The following is a 19,139-nucleotide window of genomic DNA, read 5'->3' as shown; positions in this document are numbered from 1 at the left end:
TTCACCAATAATATGCCGCAAATATGCGTCTTTTCATCTTTTTGAGCGTCTTTTGTGAAATTTTTGATCTCCTAATACGGCTTCATGATAAAGTTACGCTTTGTTTGCCTGCTACTCACACTCTTGGTGCTTCCGCAAATCACGCAGGCAGTCAGCAAGTCATTTTACTTCACTACCTCTGACGGTGTGCAGCTATACGTGCGCATGGCAGGCGAGGGCAAGCCCTGCCTCTTTATCCACGGCGGCCCCGGCTCCTGGACTAAGTATTTCTATGCCTTGGGCGGCGATGTGGTGGAACAGGACATGACCATGATCTACGTGGACCAGCGTGGCTGCGGCCGTTCCTCCAGCTCCCAATCCAAAGACTACTCACTGGCCCGCATGGTGCAGGACTTTGAGGAGCTGCGCGAGCACTTGGGTTACGACAAATGGATGATCATGCCGCACTCCTTTGGTGGCACTATCGCGACCGAGTATGCTTACCAACACCCGAAGCGTGTCAGCGCTGCTATTTTCGTAAACTCCACGCTATACCTGAACGATGCCCTGGAAAGTTACATCAAAAACGGCGCTCACCTGCTGGGCAAACCCGAGTCCGACTTCCGCAAAACAGGCGGCTCAATCGGTGAAGCCCTCAATGGAGTAGCCTATCAGCTGAACCAGCAGGATGTAATGTACAAGATGATGTATCCTGAAAAGGAAATGTTTGACCAGATGAACGCCGTGATGGACACCATCCTCAACTGGGACTTTGGCAGCAAGGTATGGGACTTTCCGGAATACACGCAGGACTTCACTATTAAGAGCGCATCGCTTAAAATGCCGGTACTGGTCATTTCGGGCAACAATGATTTATCAGTAGGGCCTGAACATTACCGGCTGTTTAAGTTCAGTAACGCCACTTACCGCCCTATGGCAACGGGCCATTGCCCTTATCAGGAACAGACGGCTCTTTTCCACGAGCATGTGAAAACCTTTCTGGCGAAGGTAAAATAACCCGGACTATCTACCTGGACAAGAAAGGGGCAGGCCATATCGGTTTGCTCCTTTTTTTGTGTCTGTAGCCTCCCGCGAAACCAAAGCGCGAAGCATCGCCGTATGCCATAGAATAAATTTGTGGCTATACCTATGAACGAAAACAACACGCTCCGAATCGGCTACCATGCCTCGCACGAACAGTTTAAGCCAAGTGAGCTCCTCCAGTATGTACAACAGGCCGAGCAAGCGGGCTTCAATGCCTCCATGTCATCTGATCACTATGCACCCTGGAGCCTCGACCAAGGCGAAAGCGGCTTTGCCTGGTCCTGGCTTGGAGCGGCCATGCAGGCTACCAAACTGCCATTTGGTATAGTCAATGCGCCAGGCCAGCGCTACCACCCTGCCATCATCGCGCAGGCCGCCGCTACGCTTGCCGAGATGTTTCCGGAGCGCTTCTGGGTAGCCATGGGCAGCGGACAATACATCAACGAGCAAATTACCGGTGATCCCTGGCCCGTGAAGCAAGACCGCAACAACCGGCTTAAGGAATGCGTCGACATTATACGGGCGCTTTGGGACGGCGAGACTGTCACCCACCACGGTCTGGTGAAAGTGGAGCAGGCCAAGCTCTATACCCGCGCCAAGGTAGCTCCTAAAATAATCGGGGCGGCCATCACTGAAGAGACAGCAGAGTGGGTCGGAAGCTGGGCCGACGGCATGATCACCGTATCAAAGCCGCCAAAAGAACTCAAGAAAATGGTGGACGCTTTCCACAGAGGCGGCGGCGAGAGCAAACCCATGTACCTGAAAGTACAGCTCTCTTACGATAAAGACGAGAAAGCGGCCCTGCAGGGAGCCCATGACCAGTGGCGATCCAACATCTTCCCGAGTGCTGTGCTCTCTGACATGCGCACGGCCAAGCAATTGGAGCAGGCGGCCATGTTTGTGCGAGAAGAAGACCTTCGGGAGCATGTTCGGGTTTCAGCCGATCCAAGCCAGCACCTCGAGTGGCTGCAGCAGGACATCGATTTGGGCTTTAGTCAGCTGATTCTGCATAATGTGAACCTGGAGCAGGAGCGCTTTATCGATGTGTTTGGCGACAAGGTTGTGCCGCAGCTTTTAAGATAAGGTATAGCACTGCCACAAAGCATGTTTGGCTATTAACTTATAGCGTATAAGCACGTTACAGGTATAACACGTCACGTATCGACACCCTATGAAATGGTCCCTTAACCTTGGCAGAATAGCGGGCATCAAGATTCTGGTGCACTGGACATTCCTGATCCTGATCGGTTGGATCGTGTTTTCGGAAATGCAGCGGGGTTCCGACATGACCACCACTCTTTTGTCGGTGGCTTTTGTGATGACCATTTTTTTGTGCGTGGTGCTGCACGAGCTTGGGCACGCCCTCACAGCAAGACGCTATGGCGTCAGCACCAAAATGATCACGCTACTACCCATAGGCGGTGTGGCCAGCCTGGAGCGTATACCTGAGAACCCGAAACAGGAACTCCTGATCGCCATCGCCGGCCCTGCCGTGAATGTGGTCATCGCCTTTGTGCTCTGGCTGATACTGCCTTCTCTGAATGAGATACCCGGTGAAGAGTTTTTTACACGCATCACACCGGCTAACTTTCTATACCTGCTATTCTTTGTAAACCTGATGCTTGTCATCTTCAATGCTATACCTGCATTTCCGATGGATGGCGGGCGTGTACTGCGGGCTTTGCTGGCTTTTAAGCTAGGCCGGGTGCGGGCTACTCAGATAGCGGCAAACCTGGGGCAGATGCTGGCTATCTTCTTTGTGTTTATCGGCTTTTTCTACAACCCTTTTCTGATCCTGATCGGCATCTTCGTTTTCTTTGGCGCCTGGTCCGAGAACATGATCGTGCAGCACCTTGACTTCCTGCGCGGCCATCTGGTGCGCGAAGGCATGATGACCAATTTCTTGACACTGGCCCCCACCGAAACCGTGCGCGACGCCCTTGGCAAACTCCTCAAAGGCTCGGAGCATGACTTCGTGGTGGAACAGGACGGACTGGTGGTTGGTACGCTCACCCGGATGCAGCTGATACAAGCCGTAAAGGAAGAAAAAATAGAGAGCCCGGTATCGGATATTATGACACAGGAGGTTAAAGCTTTCAATGTACAGGATAAGCTAGCTGAGGCCTACACGGAACTACAGAAAACAAAGGCGCCACTCTACCCGGTACTCGAGAATGGTCGTCTTGCCGGTGTGATCAACACGGATAACATCAATGAATTTATTCTGATAAAATCTGCCCTGGCACATTAACTTCTAAAACTATGGCTGCCTGGCAAAAGCTATACTTGATTTACTGCTCCTGACACACAATTTTATTATATTTGGCATTAAACCACGCATACCTCTGCACATCCTTTTGCGTAATAGAACGTTATGGCCGCTTAGGAATGCGACATCCTGATTTTATCGATAGCAAAACTGACAATCCGCACCAGTCTATGACCACCATACTCCCAACACCTGACCGCCTGTGGTCACGAAGCGCTGCCATCATGTTGGCATTACTTCTTTCGGTGATTTCCTTTGCGGCACAAGCCTCCGAAGACCTGCACATGGTCCCTATTCCACTTGAAGAGCGCATAAAAGCGGCTGACATCATTGTGGAGGGCGAAGTAGTAGCTCAAAGATCATTCTGGGATGCCAAACAGGAGCTTATCTATACAGCACATACTGTCCGGCTTTTCAAAATATTCAAGGGAGAAGTAAAGGAGCGTCAGGTAGAGGTGATCACGGATGGTGGTACCGTTGGCCTGGCGATGCATACCGTTTCATCAGCACTTCAGCTGCAAAAAGGGCAGCAGGGCATGTTTTTTCTGAGCAGAGGTGCTCCTACAGGTATAGTTGCCAGTGCAGCTTCAGTTATTGCCAGACCATACGCCAGCCGGCAGGGTTTTGTGCGCTATGATGTAGAACGGGGTACTGCTGCCGATCCGTTCAGGCAGTACAAGTCGGTGCAGGAGGTATACCAGACGGTGGCTTCCCGCATGGGGCAGCAATATAAAACTGTTGTAGCGAATGACAGGCTGGACTCAGGTCTGAAGGCACAGTTGCAGCAGCAGAGCACGCAGGCGACGCAGGCTGTCGTGGTAACCAGTTTTAGCCCTGCCCGCACCAGTGCCGGTACTAGCGCCATCCTCACCATTAACGGCACAGGCTTCGGCAGTTCACGGGGCAACGGATTTGTAGAGTTCCCCAATGCCGACGACGGAGGCACTACTATGGTCCGCCCCTATGCCTCTGACTACATATCATGGAGCAATAACCAGATTAGATTAAGGGTGCCTTCTTATACCCAAACAGGCGGTACGGCTGGCACGGGTCAGATACAAGTCACGGCTAATGACGGAACTTCTGGGATGAGTGCCGGTACGCTGATAATCGAATTCGCTTATTCCAATGTAGTGGCTGAGGGTGGCAACACACCCTTCCAGCCTTTGCTGATTGATGCAAACAGGAGCGGCGGCTACACCATACAATTTGCTCCCAGCATGCAAAACAGAGCAGCTGCGCAGGAAGGCTTCAGACGCGCTGTGAACAATTGGGTGTGCACCACAAATGTAAACTGGATAATCGGAGCCGCTACCACAACGGAGAGTTCAGCTGACGATAGCCGTAGCGTCATTCGCTTTGCATCCTCAGCTGTGACTGGTCAGGGTGTGCTGGCCCGCACGATAAGCAAGTATAGAGGCTGCGTGGCCATTAGCGGTACGCGCCGCGATACGACCTTCTGGCTCACGGAATTTGACATGGAGATCAACAGCAACATCACCTGGCAGTACGGTCCGGGTGCTCCGGCCACCAATCAATTCGACTTCGAAACGGTGATTCTGCACGAGTTGGGTCATGCGCACCAGCTTGGCCATGTTATTTTGCCAAACACCCTGATGCACTATAATATAGGCCGCAGGACGCAGATCCGTGACCTGACTCCTCCCGATATAGCAGGAGCCAACCTGGTACTGAACCGGAGCCTTACCCCTCCTGCCTGCGGAGGGCGCTCTGCCATGACACCTAAGCTGGATGGCGAGTGCAACCTGGCTTCCGAGATCTTTACCTTCGACGCTGCCTTTACAAATGCTGGTGCCGTAGAGGTGATATGGACAACCAGCACGGAGCAGGGTATAGCCCGCTTTGTGGTTCAGCGCAGCCAGGACGGACAAACCTGGGAAGACGTAGGTCAGGTTCCGGCCTCCGGACAAGCCCGCGACTATACCTTTACTGACAGCAGTCCGCTGCCGCGCCGTAGCTATTATCGCTTGCGTGTGGTCTATAGCAATAACTCAGAGGCGTTCTCAGGCAGAGTGCTGGTGCTTAACCCAAGCGACCTTCGCGTCTTCAGGGTATACCCTAATCCAATTGGGCTGACCACCAATGCCAATGGTTCGCCAGGCGAAACGCTGCGGATCGAGTACCTGGTACGCAGCACCTCTACCTTGCAGATGCAGCTATATGACATACAGGGACGACAGGTGCGCAGTCTGGAAGCTACCGTAACCGATGGCACCGACATCATCGAAGTCAATGTATCTGACCTGGCGTCGGGCACATACGTGCTGCGCTGGAGCGAGGGCAACAACAGTGGCGTCACGAAAGTGGTTAAAGTGCAATAAACTGAAAAAGGGGGCTGTAGAGCCCCCTTTTTCAGTTTAGCTAGGCACCTTACTCGATGCTTACGCGCTTGCGATTGCCGGTATTTGTCTGCTCTTGTTTTGGTACCGTTATTTTCAGCACACCCTCTTCATAACGCGCTTTTATTTCTTCTGCTTTCACGGCGTCCGGCAGCTTAAATGAACGGCTGAATGAGCTGTAGTTATATTCGCGGCGGGTATAGTTATCCTCTTCTGTTGTAGCATCGTGCTCTTTTTGGCTGCTGATGGTCAGCATCCCTTCATCCACGTTTACTTCGAAATCATCTTTCGCCATACCTGGGGCAGCCAATTCAATGGTGTATTCTCTTTCATTCTCACGAATGTTGGTGGCAGGCATGTTCCGCATAATCTGTCGTCCGATCTGCGCCGGCATTCTTAGCAGGTCGTTCTCAAAAAAACGATCTACATCGCTGAAAAAGTCTGTAAAGAAAGACCTGGGAGTGAGACTCTCACCTCCTGTGCGTTCTTTTTTCATTGGCTTCATAGTGGTACCTCCTTTTGTTATGGTTAAACATTTGGAGTCATCTGGCTCACTGGGATAGAGTGACTCCACTATTTTTTACGCCTTGATTTTTTTATAGTTTACCTCTGAATAAAAATAAAAAAAGCGGCCAGAAACAATAATCTGTTTCTGGCCGCTTTTCAGGGTTAAGGTTTGTTTTCAGATGTCAGGGCATACACTCCAGGAGCATAAGCGCATACCCGACGCAGGGTTTAGTCAGTGGCTCGCATGTTGTTTTCACAGCTTGGAAAGGGACAGTCTGTTTTTCATTGCTCGGAATAGGCTCGAGTAACTATACAAATGTTGCGAAACATCAGCAGCACAAAAAGGAGAGTTTACCTTAAAAGGTAACTTTGACAATAGCTGTATAAATCTTAATTTTCAAACTATAAAGATACTTATCAGCCTGATAACACACATAAATGTTTTAAAAACACTTATAAAAAGTAACATTCCAAATTACATTTACATTGTTACAACAACAGATTATTATACATACCTAAAGCCCTTAGGATGAAAGCTATGGTAGTTTTATTATAGTGAGTATGCTATATTTGACTTTCAAGTATGTTACTTGACGCATACCTATGGCCAAAAAGAGACGAAAATTTGTACAATGCCCCAATTGCGGCTATACCTTCGAAGAGGTTAACAATTACTGCCCTAACTGCGGACAAGAAAACCACGACCTGAATGTTCCTGTTAAGCATCTGGTAGAAGAGTTTTTTGAGAGCACCCTGCACTATGATACAAAATTCTGGCTCACTTTCAAGTACCTGATTACCCGCCCCGGCTATCTGACAGAGAAATTCAATCTGGGCAAGCGAGTATCCTACGTACCCCCTTTCAGGCTTTATGTATTTGTAAGCATCTTTTTCTTTACCGCCGTTGCCTTGTTTGCTTCAGATGGTCTTGTGATCAGTGACGCTCAAAGTGCAAAGAATCAATTGGAAGCAACTAACCCGGAAGCTGCCGCTCAGATATTGCAAGCAGATTCGCTGGCCAGAGCCAAGGCTGGTCTTCTGGCCAATGACACCTCGTCTTTCATTGCAGGTGACACGTCATCTGTTATCATCAATGAAGAGGTGGATAATAAGTTTAGGAATTTCCTCAAAAATGAGGAGCAGTCGAGGCAAAAGCTGCTAAAAAACATCTCTTTTATGATGTTTGTACTAATGCCGTTCTTCGGGTTTATCCTATACCTGTTTTACAGATCACAGCGTCGCAATTATGTGGAGCACCTGATGTTCTCTGTTCATTTCCATACCTTTGTTTTCCTGCTGATCATGTTTGCCATAGTGGTAGAGGTGATTTTCAGTAATATTGATACCAATGGATGGGTCTTTCTGATCAGTATGGCATACTTGTTCTTTGCTTTGCGCTATGTATACAAAGAATCTTACCTGCGCACAGCACTTAAACTGCTACCGATCGGCTTGACTTATTTGGTGTCACTGGCCACATTGTTTTTAGCTACTGTTGGCATTAGCGTGCTGCTCAGTTAACTTATACCCTATTATTACATGACTCCTACTATCTCCTGGGAACGCTTAATTTCTAAGAAACGCTTCGAGACGACCGATAACAGGTATAGCTCAGATGAATCGGTGCGCGGTGAGTTTCAGCGCGACTACGATCGCATTGTATTCTCCTCAGCTTTCCGCCGCCTGCAGAACAAGACGCAGGTCATGCCGATGCCAGAGAGCGACTTTGTGCATACCCGACTCACACATAGTTTGGAGGCATCTGTAGTGGGCCGATCTTTAGGGCGTATTGTGGGCAAAAGCATATTGGAGCGCTACCCAGAGTTAACCGGTGACAAAAACATACAGGAGGCCGACTTTGGCGATATAGTTGCGGCTGCCTGCCTGTCGCACGACATTGGCAACCCGCCATTTGGCCATTCCGGTGAAGACGCCATTTCGGCTTATTTCCTGAGCGAAGAGGCCCAGCCTTTTTTAACAAACCTGACAGATGCGCAGAAAGCCGACCTGCAGCGTTTTGAGGGCAATGCGGCTGGTTTCAGAGTGCTCACCTATACCTACCCGGCACATTGCAAGCTACCTGATGGCGTCAGTCACAGTGGTCTAGCCCTGACCTTTACGACGCTGGCAACATTCACCAAGTACCCCAAGGAGTCGCTGCCAGAAGTGAAAGGCACAAAAAATACAAGCGAAAAGAAGTACGGCTTCTTCCAGACCGAAAAGACGTGGTTCGACACCATTGCACAGGAATTAGGTCTTTTGGGGAAAGGAGCTGACGACCAGGTATTTTATCATCGTCATCCGCTGGCATTTCTGGTGGAAGCTGCTGACGACATTTGCTACCGCATCATCGATTTTGAAGATGGGCTACGGCTTGGCTTGGTACCGCACCAGCAAGGTATAGCGCTGCTGCGCCAGATCCTCAACGATGACCCTAACCGTGTTTCCAGCCTTACTTTTTATGATTGGCGTGAAGAGATCGGTTATCTGCGGGCTCGCATTATCGGAAAGCTGATACAAGAAACCTCGCAAATCTTTTTGCAGCATGAAGATGCTATACTAGCGGGCACATATGACAAGTCGCTGATCAACGAGCTCGCCTGCAAGCCCGTTCTGGACGAAATTAAAAGCCTGTCTATAGAACTGATCTACCGGAATAAACCAGTACTGGAGATTGAAGCAGCGGGCTTCGAAGTGCTGGGTGGCTTGCTGGATGCCTGCATGAAAGCTGCTTTCCGGCAGGAGTCAAAGCACCACCGTAAAATAGCTGACCTCATACCACAGCACTACCTCAAGCTCCCCGAAGGCGCCTCCGACTATGAACGCATCATCCACATCACCGACTATGTGACCAGCCTCACCGACCAGGCCGCATTGGGGCTGTACAGGAAGATAAAGGGGATTGAATTGCCGAGGATGTATTAGGGTTTGAGGATGTTGGATGGTCGTTTCTTTAAGGCAGACTTATATTTATTACTGCTTTACCTGCTTACTGCTGCAGTTATTCTTTTTAGAGTGAATGTTGAAGGCACTGGATATACCACACCTGATTCATTGGCATACCTAGATGCTGCCCAGAATTTTAAAGATGGGTATGGCTTTTATGAAACAGACGCAGCAGGCAATAAAGATCAACTTTTTACCAAGTGGCCTATTGGATACCCAATTCTAATTTTTCTGACATCAGTTATGAGTGGCCTAGATGTCTTCTGGGCTTCAAAATTGCTCAATCTGCTTTTGTTGGCTGGTATCTTTTTGTTTCTCCGGAGTATTTGCCTTAGCTACTCTTTTGTGCTTGCCTCTATATGCTCAAGCTATACTTTATTGGAAATTTATAGTTCTACCTGGTCTGAGGCACCTTTTCTATTCATACTCCTCCTTGTTGCTTATTTAGTGTTACGCACCTATAATGGTGTTTCAATTCTAAGTAACGCAATGCTTATCTTCTTTGCTTGCATTGGTTTATTTCTATTACGGTATGCAGGCATTTTTTCATTGAGCATACCGGCCATATTATGTTTATATTTTTACCTCAATGGAAATTATAAGAGTGCTTCCTTATTCTTCTTTGTTTCAGCACTGACGGCGCTTTCATTCACTAGCTACCTTTTTATTAATTATCAACTTAGCGGGTATGCAACTGGCCTTGACAGATTAGAGACTGAAACAGAATCAGGGATTCACTTTCTGCTTATGTCTCTTAAAGGTCTCATCAATGAATTCCTAATCATCCGCGAATACAGACCCCAGAATCAACCTGATTACTTGCTATACATAACAGCGATCATCCAATTGGTCGTATTTACCTTTATCACGATTAAAGTAAATAGGCATTATAACTTCTGGAAGGAGCTCAAGCAAAATAGCTTCTCGATCATATGCATTGGTATAGCGCTCTTGTACCTGGCTGCTATTTTAGCACTCCGCTTTGTCTCTCACTTTGATGCACTCGACTATAGACTACTGGCTCCATTCAGCTTTCCGTTGTTTGTTGGGATAGTTTATACCTTGGTCTCTCTTCCTGATAAACACCGAGATATTATCCAGGCGAAGTATGCACTCTTTGCTTTCTTTCTGTTATCGCTCTTTCTTAACCTACCTAAAAAATTCATCTTGCAGCAGTTGGAGCAGATCTTATAAATCGAGCTTTATACTAGCCAATAAGAGCATTTACAGTACGAAGCGCTTCCAAATCCTATAATCTAACTCCAAGCAAGGGGCTTCGATTTAAACACTAACACATAAGGTATAAGCCACTCTCAGCACTCCTCTTCATCCCACAAATTTCCTTATTCATCTACCTCTCCTCCCTATTTGTAGAGCAATCTCCTGTGTTCAGCTATTTGTGGAAAACCCCTCTAAGTTTTAGATTAATTTTATAGTTTCTATAACACATGTTGTGTATAGAGCTTTACTATTCCTAAACAATCATTTTATGAAACGTAAGCTTATCCTTTGCCTTATGTGGTGCGCTACGGGCTTTGCGGCCTTCGCCCAAACTAAGAGCAATAAGATCGAATTCACGGAGTATACGCTCCCGAACGGGCTGCATGTGATCCTGCACAAGGACAATTCCACACCAAACGTGGCGGTGTCTGTGCTGTATCATGTGGGTTCAAAAAACGAGGTGAAAGGCCGCACAGGCTTTGCTCACTTTTTCGAGCACTTAATGTTCGAAGGCACCGAGAACATTGAGCGTGGCCAGTACATGAACATGGTGCAGGCTGCCGGTGGCTCCCTCAATGCCAATACCTCTTTTGACCGCACTTACTACTACGAATTACTGCCTTCTAACCAACTGGCACTAGGCCTTTGGATGGAAGCGGAGCGTATGGTAGGCGCTAAGGTAGACGAAGTAGGTGTAGAGACGCAGCGTAAAGTAGTGCAGGAAGAGAAGCGTATGCGCGTGGACAACCAGCCTTACGGCACGATCCTGGAGAATACCTTCGGTCTTGCTTATACCGAACACCCGTACAAAATCACGCCGATCGGTACCTTCGAAGATCTGAACAATGCGAAAATCGAGGAATTCCGCGATTTCTATAAGACCTTCTATGTGCCTAACAATGCTACGCTTTCTATCGCCGGCGACATCAACATCGACGAGACCAAGAAGTTGATCGAGCAGTATTTTGCGAAGATCCCGAAAGGCACGCAGGAGATTCCAAGACCAAAGGTTGTAGAGCCTGCACAGACAGAAGAGCGCCGCAAAATCGTGTATGACAACATCCAGTTGCCAGCCGTTATTCAGGCATACCACATTCCTGCACAGGGCACAGAAGATCATTACGCACTTTCTATGCTGACTACTTTGCTTTCTGGTGGTAAAAGTGCCCGTATGCCGAAAGCTATCGTGGACAAGCAGCAGAAGGCGGTTGCAGCCCTTTCTATCCCTTTCCCAACTGAAGACCCAGGCTTGTTCCTGACCTATGCCATTGCCAACATGGGCGTGGATGTGAAGGATCTTGAAGCTGCTGTGGATGCGGAGATTGAGCTTGTGAAAAAAGAGCTGATTAGCGAGCGTGAGTTCCAGAAACTGCGCAACCAAATGGAAAGCCAGTTTGTGCAGCAGAACAGCACTGTGGCTGGTCGTGCCGAGAACCTGGCTAACTACCATGTGTACTATGGCGATGCGAACCTGATCAACAACGAGATCGATCGTTACATGAAGGTGACGAAAGAAGACATCCAGCGTGTGGCTAACAAGTACCTCACCAAAAACAACCGCGTGGTGTTGCACTACCTGCCTAAGTCAGCTCAACAAAGCAATTAATTTAGATGATCATGAAGAGAATATATAACATACTCCTTTTGATGCTGGCGCTTACAACGGTAGCCACAGCTCAAACAAAACAAACGCCTCCTCCTGCTGGTCCAGCTCCTAAAATTGAGCTGGGTAAGTACGAGCACTTCACCCTGAAAAACGGTCTGAAGGTATACGTGGTAGAAAACCACAAATTACCAGTAGTAAACATGTCGTTGGTTTTGGACCGCGACCCGATTTTGGAAGGTGACAAAGCAGGCTATGTAGCCATGGCAGGCCAGATGATGCGTACAGGTACCAAGTCGCGCACAAAAGACCAGCTCGACGAGCAGGTTGACTTTATCGGTGCTAATCTTTCTTTCAGCTCTACTGGCTTCAGCGCTTCTTCCCTTAAGAAGAACCTGCCTACTTTGCTTGACCTCACTGCTGATGCGCTTCTGAACCCGAACTTCACTCAGGAAGAACTGGACAAGGTGAAAAAGCAGATGGCCGCTAACCTTGCTTCTGAGAAAGACAACCCGGACGCTATCGCGGGTAAAATCCGTAACACGCTGCTTTTCGGTAAGAATCACCCGAATGGCGAACTGATGACCGAGAAGTCGATTGAAAGCGTAACGCTGGCCGATGTACAGAACTACTACAACACATATTACCGCCCGAACATTGGCTACCTGGCTGTAGTTGGTGACGTGACGCCAAAAGAGATGAAGAAGCTGCTGAACAAATCGTTTGGCAAGTGGAAAAAAGGCAATGTACCAACACACAACTACGACCTGCCTAAGCACGATGGCAAAACGCAGGTAGTGATTGTGGATCGTCCGAGCGCAGTACAGAGTGTGCTTTCTTTCACAAACCCAGCTGAGCTTAAGCCAGGCGCTGACGATTTTGTTGCTACTCAGGTTATGAATACCATTTTAGGTGGTGGCAGCACAGCCCGTCTGTTTATGAACCTACGCGAGAAGAATGGCTATACCTATGGCGCTTATTCTACGCTTTCGTCTGACAAGATCCTCGGACGCTTCAATGCCTCTGCGAGTGTGCGCAACGCCGTCACTGATAGTGCCGCTGCAGAATTCATGAAAGAATTCACTGACATCAGAACAAAGCAGGTAACCGACAAAGAGCTTGCTTATGCGAAGGCTTACATCACGGGTAACTTTGCACGTGGCTTGGAAAACCCAGGCACTGTGGCGATGTATGCCATCTCTACTGCCCGCTACAAACTGCCTGCTGACTACTATGCCAACTACCTGAAGAAAGTAGAATCTATTACTGCAGCTGATGTGCAGCGTGTAGCACAGAAGTATGTGCGTCCTGACCAGCTGTACATCCTGGCCGTAGGTAACGCCGCCGATATCGCTGATAAGCTGGTGGCGTTCGACAAAGACGACAACGCCATTACGTACTTTGACGCTACTGGCGAAAAGGTAGACAGAGCAGCTGCCAAAGCGGTACCAACTGATGTGACAGCTGATCAGCTTATCGCTAAGTACATTCAGGCGATTGGTGGCAAAGCGAACATCGAGAAGGTGAAAGATGTGACAGTAACTATGAATGCCAGTGTACAGGGCATGCCGCTTGTTTTCAAGCAGCAGCAGAAAGGTGCTGACAAAATGCTAATCCAGATCTTGATGAACAACAACCCAATGCAGCGTGTGATCATCAACGGTGACAAAGGCAAAATGGAAGCTCCAATGCAAGGTGTGAACAAAGATATGACTGCCGAGGAACTTGCTTCTTCTAAAGCGGAATCTGACATGTTCTCCATGACCCGTTTCGAGAAGTTCGGCATCAAGACAGCTGTATCCGGTCAGGAGAAAGTGGATGGCGCTGACGCCTATATTGTGGAAGCAACAGCCTCAAACGGTCAGAAGACGCTTCATTACTTCGACAAAGCAACAGGTTTGCTTTTGAAAGATGTAAAAAGCATGCAGACGCCACAGGGCGCTATCACGCAGACCAAGAGCTACAAGAACTACAAAGAAGTAGACGGTGTGAAATACCCGCACGTGATCGAGACCGTTGTTGGCCCTCAGGTGATTAAAGCCGAGGTACAGAGCGTGGAAGTGAACAAAGGCATCAGCGACGACGCCTTCAAAATCTAATTACCTTTACCCAATAACCCAAAGCAAAGCGGCGTGTCCATCTGGACACGCCGCTTTTTTTGTTGTAGCTATACCTATAAATGATGTCTTCGAGCAATCGCTATACCTTGGGTAGAAGCCAGGTATAGCGGGAATTAAACTCAGGAAGCGTAGATATAGGCATTGCCTCAGTAACCATCATTCTTTAAACAGCTCGCCTTGAACCGCCTGCACGAACTTTTTAGGCGGCTTTACATCCAGCCCGCATACCTTGTTCAGCTTTTCGATCAGATAAGTAGCCAGCTCAGGCGAAGTGATGTTGTCAGGCTCGTGCACAAAAAAGTAAAGTTCTTGCAGGCCAGCTTCCAGCCATACCTTGATTCTTTCCACCCAATCATCAATGCGGGTATAGTCAGAGGGGTGCAGGCCGTTTCCCACAAAGCGCACCATAGCCATCGGCGTGGTCAGGCGGATGTGCAGCACGTCGCGGCGACCGGCCACATCGGTGAGCACTGTGCCTACACGGAATTTCTCCAGCACCTCAAACAGCTCCAGCGACGCCACATTGTCTACGAACCAGTCGGGATGGCGGAGCTCTACCGCCAGCGGCACGCTCTCAGGTATGTACTGCACAAATTTTTCCAGATCGGGCAACTGTTTCGGGCCGAAGTAGGGCGGTAGCTGCAAAAAAGAACAGCCCAGTTTATCTTCCAACCCAGCAATAGCCTCGCAGAATGTAGCCGTGAGGTCGAGGGAACTCACAAGCGGCCCTTCATGGCTGATCAGTTGCGGAAACTTGGGACAGAAGGTAAAGCCTTGCGGCACGGTATGACGCCAGCGGTCTATCGTGTCCGGGCCAGGTATGTGGTAGTGCGTGCTGTTGAGCTCGATGGTATTGAACTGCTTGCCGTACCACAGCAGCGACTCCTTCTCTTTCATACCAGCCGGATAGTACTCGCCTATCCAGGGTTTATTCACCCAAACCGGTAGCCCGATGTATACCTTTGGCTTCTGCGGCAGGTCTTGCTTATACCTGTTGAGCAGGTTCAAAGTATCCGGATGGTCAGGCGGCAATGTGAAATCTACACGGCTTATATCTGAGAGTTTTCCAAAGTCCATGGTACTATGCTTTTATAAAGTATACGCTTTGGCAGAAGTTGCGGCTTAAACAAAATATACACACAAAAGTTCCCGTTTACCCTACAGCTAAGTCATAAAATGAAAAATTTTTTTAGGCTTCAAGCGGTTTGTTCATCGCCATAAAATATATAAAAAAGCGCCTATATCAGCTTGAGAAAGGGCTTTTTGTCATTATAAGACTTATAGCGATTTTGCGAGGCAGCGTGTATCCCCCTACAACCAGGACCACAATCGCACGTATAAGGCCTCGTTTGAAAATATTTCCGTATCTTTGCGGATTCACCAACTAAAAAAACTATATGAAGAACGATAGAAAGTGCTTTATCTTAACAGTAATCATTTTTCTATTTATCGGAGTTAGTCAACCAACTTTCGCACAAAAGAACGACAAAACCCAAATTGGTTCTGCCTCTTGGTATGGCAGTAAATACCACGGCAGAAAAACCAGCAGCGGCGAGCGCTATAACAAGAACGAGATGACCGCCGCGCACAAAACCCTGCCTTTCGGCACGATGGTCAAGGTGACCAACCCAGCCAACGACAAATCTGTAGTATTGCGCATTAACGACCGCGGACCTTTTGTAGGCAAACGCATTATTGATGTGTCAGAAGCAGCCGCCCGCAAACTGGGCATACACGCTACAGGTGTGGCAAAGGTAGAGGTAGAGGTACTTGATAAGAACGAAGTAGCTGCAGCCAATGCAGAGACAAAGCCAAGTGCCTTTACGATCCAGACAGCTGCCAACCACCAGCAGGCTGAAGAGTTAAGCCGCAAACTGAAAGCCTTTGACAAGCACCTTCCGCTGGAGTTAGCAGAAGAGCAGGTAAACGGCAGAAAAGTGGTGCTGGTAAAAGCCGGCAAATTCAGCAGCAAGAACGAAGCTGAGGCCTTCAACGAGTTACTCGACGAAGAAGGCCTGGCAGGAAAGGTTAGCGAAGCCTAAAAGACTAAAAGACTAAAAGATTACTGATAAACAAAAAAGCGGAAGGCCTGTAGAGGCCTTCCGCTTTTTTGTTTATTTACTTGGTGCTGATTGAAATTCGCCGCTATACCTATTCCTTCTTGCGTAGGTAGATGTCGTTGCTGATGCTCTCTAACTTAATAGCGGATCCGCCGCCGCTTACGTTGCCTTTCAGCTCATACCCTACCATAGGGGCTTTTTGTTTACTACCGCCCAGGTCGATGGCCAGATCTGAGTAAACTTCGCCTGTTATAGTTTTCAGAGCCACAGCAGCGCCCTTGTTCGAAGCCCAGTTCATATCCACAAATCCACTGATGGATTTGGCGCTTACCGGACCTGTTAAGCCTCTTATCTCAATGTTGCCATTAATGGTTTCCACGGTCAAGTCAGCGTTGGCCGGGAGGAAGATCTCGTAATTGATCTTCGCACAGACAAAATTTCGGTTGCCGTTCTTGCTGACGTTGTACTGGCTGTAGTTGTTGTCCGGGCAATCCCCTGCCTGTCCATTCTTAGTTAGCTCCTTATCCAGATCCACATTTACGCGGGCACTGGCATTATCGCTCTCAAAACCCAGCTGCAGCGCTTCGTTCAGCTTGCCGCTGTTTATCTCGTAGGTTACTTTGATGTAGGCTTCTTTCTTGTTCCAAACGCTGATTTTGATGTCTTCACCGAATTTGAGGTTCAGCTCCACTTTGTTATTTGCGGGGATGGACAGCGTACGTTCCACCGTCTTGCTCTGGGCCCAAACGGTGGTTGTAAAACCAAACCATAGTAGAGCGAGGATAAATGACTTTTTCATAGTCTTAGAAGGTTAAGTTTGATGAGTTACTTGCTTTTGCGGATGTACATGTCGCCGCTGATAGTATACAGGTTCATCTCCACGCCACCACCATTGGTTTTGCCGTCGATATTATTGCCGCCAGTCACACGTGGCAGATTGCTCTTGGAGTCACGGGCAATGTTCATGTCGAAGTCTGAGTAGATTTCACCCTGTATAGTCTTCAGCTTAAAGTTCGCCTTCGTGCTCGCTGGCAGGTGGATGTCAACAGTGCCTGCCACAGTGGAGATGGCGCTCGGCTTGGACTGGTTCAGGCTGGAAAACTTGATCACCATGTCACTGCTGGTAGCGTTTGCCACAACTGGCCCCGTGATATTGGAGAGGTTCGCATTTCCATTATTTAACTTAAGCTCGATCTCACCTTCTACATCGGCGATGCTCAGGTCACCTCCCATCCAGTTGGTCTCTTCGTACATGACAGATGCATTCTTAGGTACCCGGATGGTATACTTGCCATCTTGTCTGGATGCTTTTGTAACGGTTAATGTGTTTCCTTCTTTTTTCACAGACAACCCCATTCCTGTGTTATCCTCGGCCTGGTTGTACAGTGGTTTCAGTCCGGCAGCACGGGCAGGAGGAGCCTGGTGGCTGGCAGCTTCTATTACGACCTCGTCTGAGTTATGCCCAATGACCTTTACATCACTGTTGTGCATCATAATGACCACCTTGTTGCCTTTGCTGTTGCCCAGCTTGTTTTTGTAGACAAGTGGTTTGTCCTGCAAGGTCTCCTCCGGATCGATACTTCCGGCTACTGTCGTGGTATGGGTTTCATTCCGTTCATGCGCATTTACTGGCGCTGCGGAGAGCAGAAGACAGGCAACTGCTACTAGTGTTAATCTTTTCATATGGCTCTAATCGCTCTAGTGGTAAGTAAAATCTCTTATGTTGTGTTCTGTTATATCAGTATGCCCAGCCCTTCTGCGGCCTTGCTTTTCACGATAGGAAGCAGGTCTTTCCGGTTCGCCATCTCCTCCAGCTCGCTAACCGCTTCTTTCTCTTTGATGTTGACCAGCATGTCGATCAGTGTGAGCTGCATGAGCGGGTCTGTCTGCAGTTTCAGCGACTCAACCAAAGCCTGGCGTACTACTTTTTTGTTGCTGAACTTATAAAGCGCTTCTGAGGCGGCCACCCGCACATTCACGTTCGGGTCTTGGTTCATGGTCCTGATCAGTACCTGTATAATCTCGTCAGGCTGCTCTGTATCGAATTCCTGGCTAACCAGCTGGATGCGCTCACTCGCAGAGGCTCCTGTAGTCATGGCCAGCTTCATCTCTTCTACTTCCTCTCGCAAAGCGGCTATCTCGGCTTCCTGTTCGGGTGCTATACCTTGGTTATAGTTCCGGCCTAACCAGAAGGCTCCCAGGATGAAGATGATGCCAGCGGCTATACGCCAGTAAGTGGCATATTCCTGCAGGATCGGGAAGAACACCTGTTTCCCTTTTGGCTCCTGTTGCTTCACTTCCTCCTGCTCAATCTTCTCAAACAACCAGTCATCGGACAGTGCTCTGATTGATTGTTGCTGTTGCTGTTTGGTGTAGTACTGAAATGGGGCAGCATGGGCCTTCAAGTGCTCGGGTACGTCTGCTGTTTTGTTAAAGAATGCCTGCAGCTCCTTTTCTTCGGCTACTGTCGTTTCACCTTCGTAATACTTCTGCAGCAGTTCTTCTATGTTATCCAACTTCATAATTCTCTAGTTTTAGAAAGCCATCCCGTACGCTCTTGCGGGCTCTTGATAAGATCACCCGCAGGTTGTTCACAGTCAGGCTTGTAATCTGCTCTATTTCTTCAAAGGAGTATCCTTCCACATCCCGGAGGTGCAGCACCAATTTCTGCTGTTCGGGCAAGGCTGCGAGCAGCTTCTGCACATTGCCCATGCTGTCTGTCAGTTCCGAGTGCTGGTAGGGGTTCATATCTCCTGAACTTAGGTCTATACCTGTCACATCGACCATCTGCTTTCGCTTGCCTGCTTTCAGCTTGTCCAGGCAGAGGTTTTTGGTGATGCGCATGGCGAAAGCCTCAATGCTATCGTAAGCGTGCAGCTTGTCTTTCTGGGTCCAGAGTTTGAGGAATACATCCTGCAGGATATCCTCTGCTTCATCTTTGTCGTGAAGCAGGAACAGCGCAAGCCGGTAGAGCTTTTGCTTCGCAGGAAGTACCTTTATTTTAAACTCTTGCAGATCCATTCAATTACA

General features: G+C 48.6%; 16 protein-coding genes. 10 read left to right on the top strand and 6 right to left on the bottom strand.

What is annotated here, in order from left to right; genetic code table 11:
• The first annotated feature begins 84 nt into the window (after positions 1–84).
• The 4 genes from I0P70_RS09045 (at position 85) to I0P70_RS09030 (ending at position 5,634) form a co-directional block, all read left to right on the top strand.
• Complete coding sequence (locus tag I0P70_RS09045) at positions 85–996, top strand: alpha/beta fold hydrolase (protein WP_196116888.1); 912 nt, start codon at positions 85–87, stop codon at positions 994–996.
• Between the two features lie 132 nt (positions 997–1,128).
• The gene (locus I0P70_RS09040; protein WP_196116886.1) at positions 1,129–2,106 is read left to right on the top strand and encodes a TIGR03885 family FMN-dependent LLM class oxidoreductase; all 978 of its coding nucleotides are present in this window, start codon (positions 1,129–1,131) and stop codon (positions 2,104–2,106) included.
• A gap of 88 nt (positions 2,107–2,194) precedes the next feature.
• A complete protein-coding gene (locus tag I0P70_RS09035) occupies positions 2,195–3,274 on the top strand; it encodes a site-2 protease family protein (protein ID WP_196116884.1) in 1,080 nt (359 codons plus the stop codon).
• Between the two features lie 137 nt (positions 3,275–3,411).
• Positions 3,412–5,634, top strand: a complete 2,223-nt coding sequence (locus I0P70_RS09030; RefSeq protein WP_230392084.1) for a T9SS type A sorting domain-containing protein — start codon at positions 3,412–3,414, stop codon at positions 5,632–5,634.
• Positions 5,635–5,683: 49 nt separating this feature from the next.
• Here I0P70_RS09030 and I0P70_RS09025 read toward each other — a convergent pair whose 3' ends face one another.
• Positions 5,684–6,148 carry an Hsp20/alpha crystallin family protein gene (locus tag I0P70_RS09025; RefSeq protein ID WP_196117046.1) on the bottom strand — a complete coding sequence of 155 codons (465 nt, stop codon included), beginning with the start codon at positions 6,146–6,148 and terminating at the stop codon, positions 5,684–5,686.
• 614 nt (positions 6,149–6,762) lie between these two features.
• On the opposite strand from I0P70_RS09025, the gene I0P70_RS09020 reads away from it, so the two are divergent.
• The 5 genes from I0P70_RS09020 to I0P70_RS09000 all read left to right on the top strand — a co-directional run bounded on the left by I0P70_RS09020 (position 6,763) and on the right by I0P70_RS09000 (position 14,028).
• A complete protein-coding gene (locus I0P70_RS09020) occupies positions 6,763–7,680 on the top strand; it encodes a DUF3667 domain-containing protein (protein ID WP_230392083.1) in 918 nt (305 codons plus the stop codon).
• Positions 7,681–7,698: 18 nt separating this feature from the next.
• Complete coding sequence (gene dgt, locus I0P70_RS09015) at positions 7,699–9,084, top strand: dGTP triphosphohydrolase (RefSeq protein ID WP_196116883.1); 1,386 nt, start codon at positions 7,699–7,701, stop codon at positions 9,082–9,084.
• A gap of 9 nt (positions 9,085–9,093) precedes the next feature.
• Complete coding sequence (locus I0P70_RS09010) at positions 9,094–10,299, top strand: hypothetical protein (RefSeq protein WP_196116881.1); 1,206 nt, start codon at positions 9,094–9,096, stop codon at positions 10,297–10,299.
• A 295-nt stretch (positions 10,300–10,594) separates the two neighbouring features.
• Complete coding sequence (locus tag I0P70_RS09005) at positions 10,595–11,932, top strand: pitrilysin family protein (protein ID WP_196116879.1); 1,338 nt, start codon at positions 10,595–10,597, stop codon at positions 11,930–11,932.
• Positions 11,933–11,943: 11 nt separating this feature from the next.
• Positions 11,944–14,028, top strand: coding sequence for an insulinase family protein (locus I0P70_RS09000; protein ID WP_196116878.1), 2,085 nt, complete (start codon positions 11,944–11,946; stop codon positions 14,026–14,028).
• Positions 14,029–14,205: 177 nt separating this feature from the next.
• Here I0P70_RS09000 and I0P70_RS08995 read toward each other — a convergent pair whose 3' ends face one another.
• A complete protein-coding gene (locus I0P70_RS08995; protein WP_196116876.1) occupies positions 14,206–15,126 on the bottom strand; it encodes a DUF72 domain-containing protein in 921 nt (306 codons plus the stop codon).
• A 320-nt stretch (positions 15,127–15,446) separates the two neighbouring features.
• On the opposite strand from I0P70_RS08995, the gene I0P70_RS08990 reads away from it, so the two are divergent.
• A complete protein-coding gene (locus I0P70_RS08990) occupies positions 15,447–16,091 on the top strand; it encodes a septal ring lytic transglycosylase RlpA family protein (protein ID WP_196116874.1) in 645 nt (214 codons plus the stop codon).
• A gap of 109 nt (positions 16,092–16,200) precedes the next feature.
• On the opposite strand, the gene I0P70_RS08985 is transcribed toward I0P70_RS08990, so the two are convergent.
• From I0P70_RS08985 to I0P70_RS08970, 4 genes are read right to left on the bottom strand one after another with little or no spacing between them, the layout of a single operon-like run.
• Positions 16,201–16,908, bottom strand: coding sequence for a hypothetical protein (locus I0P70_RS08985; protein ID WP_196116872.1), 708 nt, complete (start codon positions 16,906–16,908; stop codon positions 16,201–16,203).
• Between the two features lie 26 nt (positions 16,909–16,934).
• The gene (locus tag I0P70_RS08980) at positions 16,935–17,792 is read right to left on the bottom strand and encodes a DUF4097 family beta strand repeat-containing protein (RefSeq protein ID WP_230392082.1); all 858 of its coding nucleotides are present in this window, start codon (positions 17,790–17,792) and stop codon (positions 16,935–16,937) included.
• Between the two features lie 50 nt (positions 17,793–17,842).
• Positions 17,843–18,631, bottom strand: coding sequence for a HEAT repeat domain-containing protein (locus I0P70_RS08975; RefSeq protein WP_196116869.1), 789 nt, complete (start codon positions 18,629–18,631; stop codon positions 17,843–17,845).
• Positions 18,618–19,130 (bottom strand): RNA polymerase sigma factor, encoded by a 513-nt coding sequence (locus tag I0P70_RS08970; protein WP_196116867.1) that lies wholly within the window; start codon positions 19,128–19,130, stop codon positions 18,618–18,620. The genes I0P70_RS08975 and I0P70_RS08970 overlap by 14 nt, the downstream gene beginning before the upstream one ends.
• Positions 19,131–19,139 lie beyond the last annotated feature (9 nt).

Source organism: Pontibacter sp. FD36, from assembly GCF_015686655.1.
Classification (GTDB): domain Bacteria; phylum Bacteroidota; class Bacteroidia; order Cytophagales; family Hymenobacteraceae; genus Pontibacter.
Note: the sequence above shows the minus strand (reverse complement) of the source record. Positions and strands in the feature narration are given on the sequence as shown.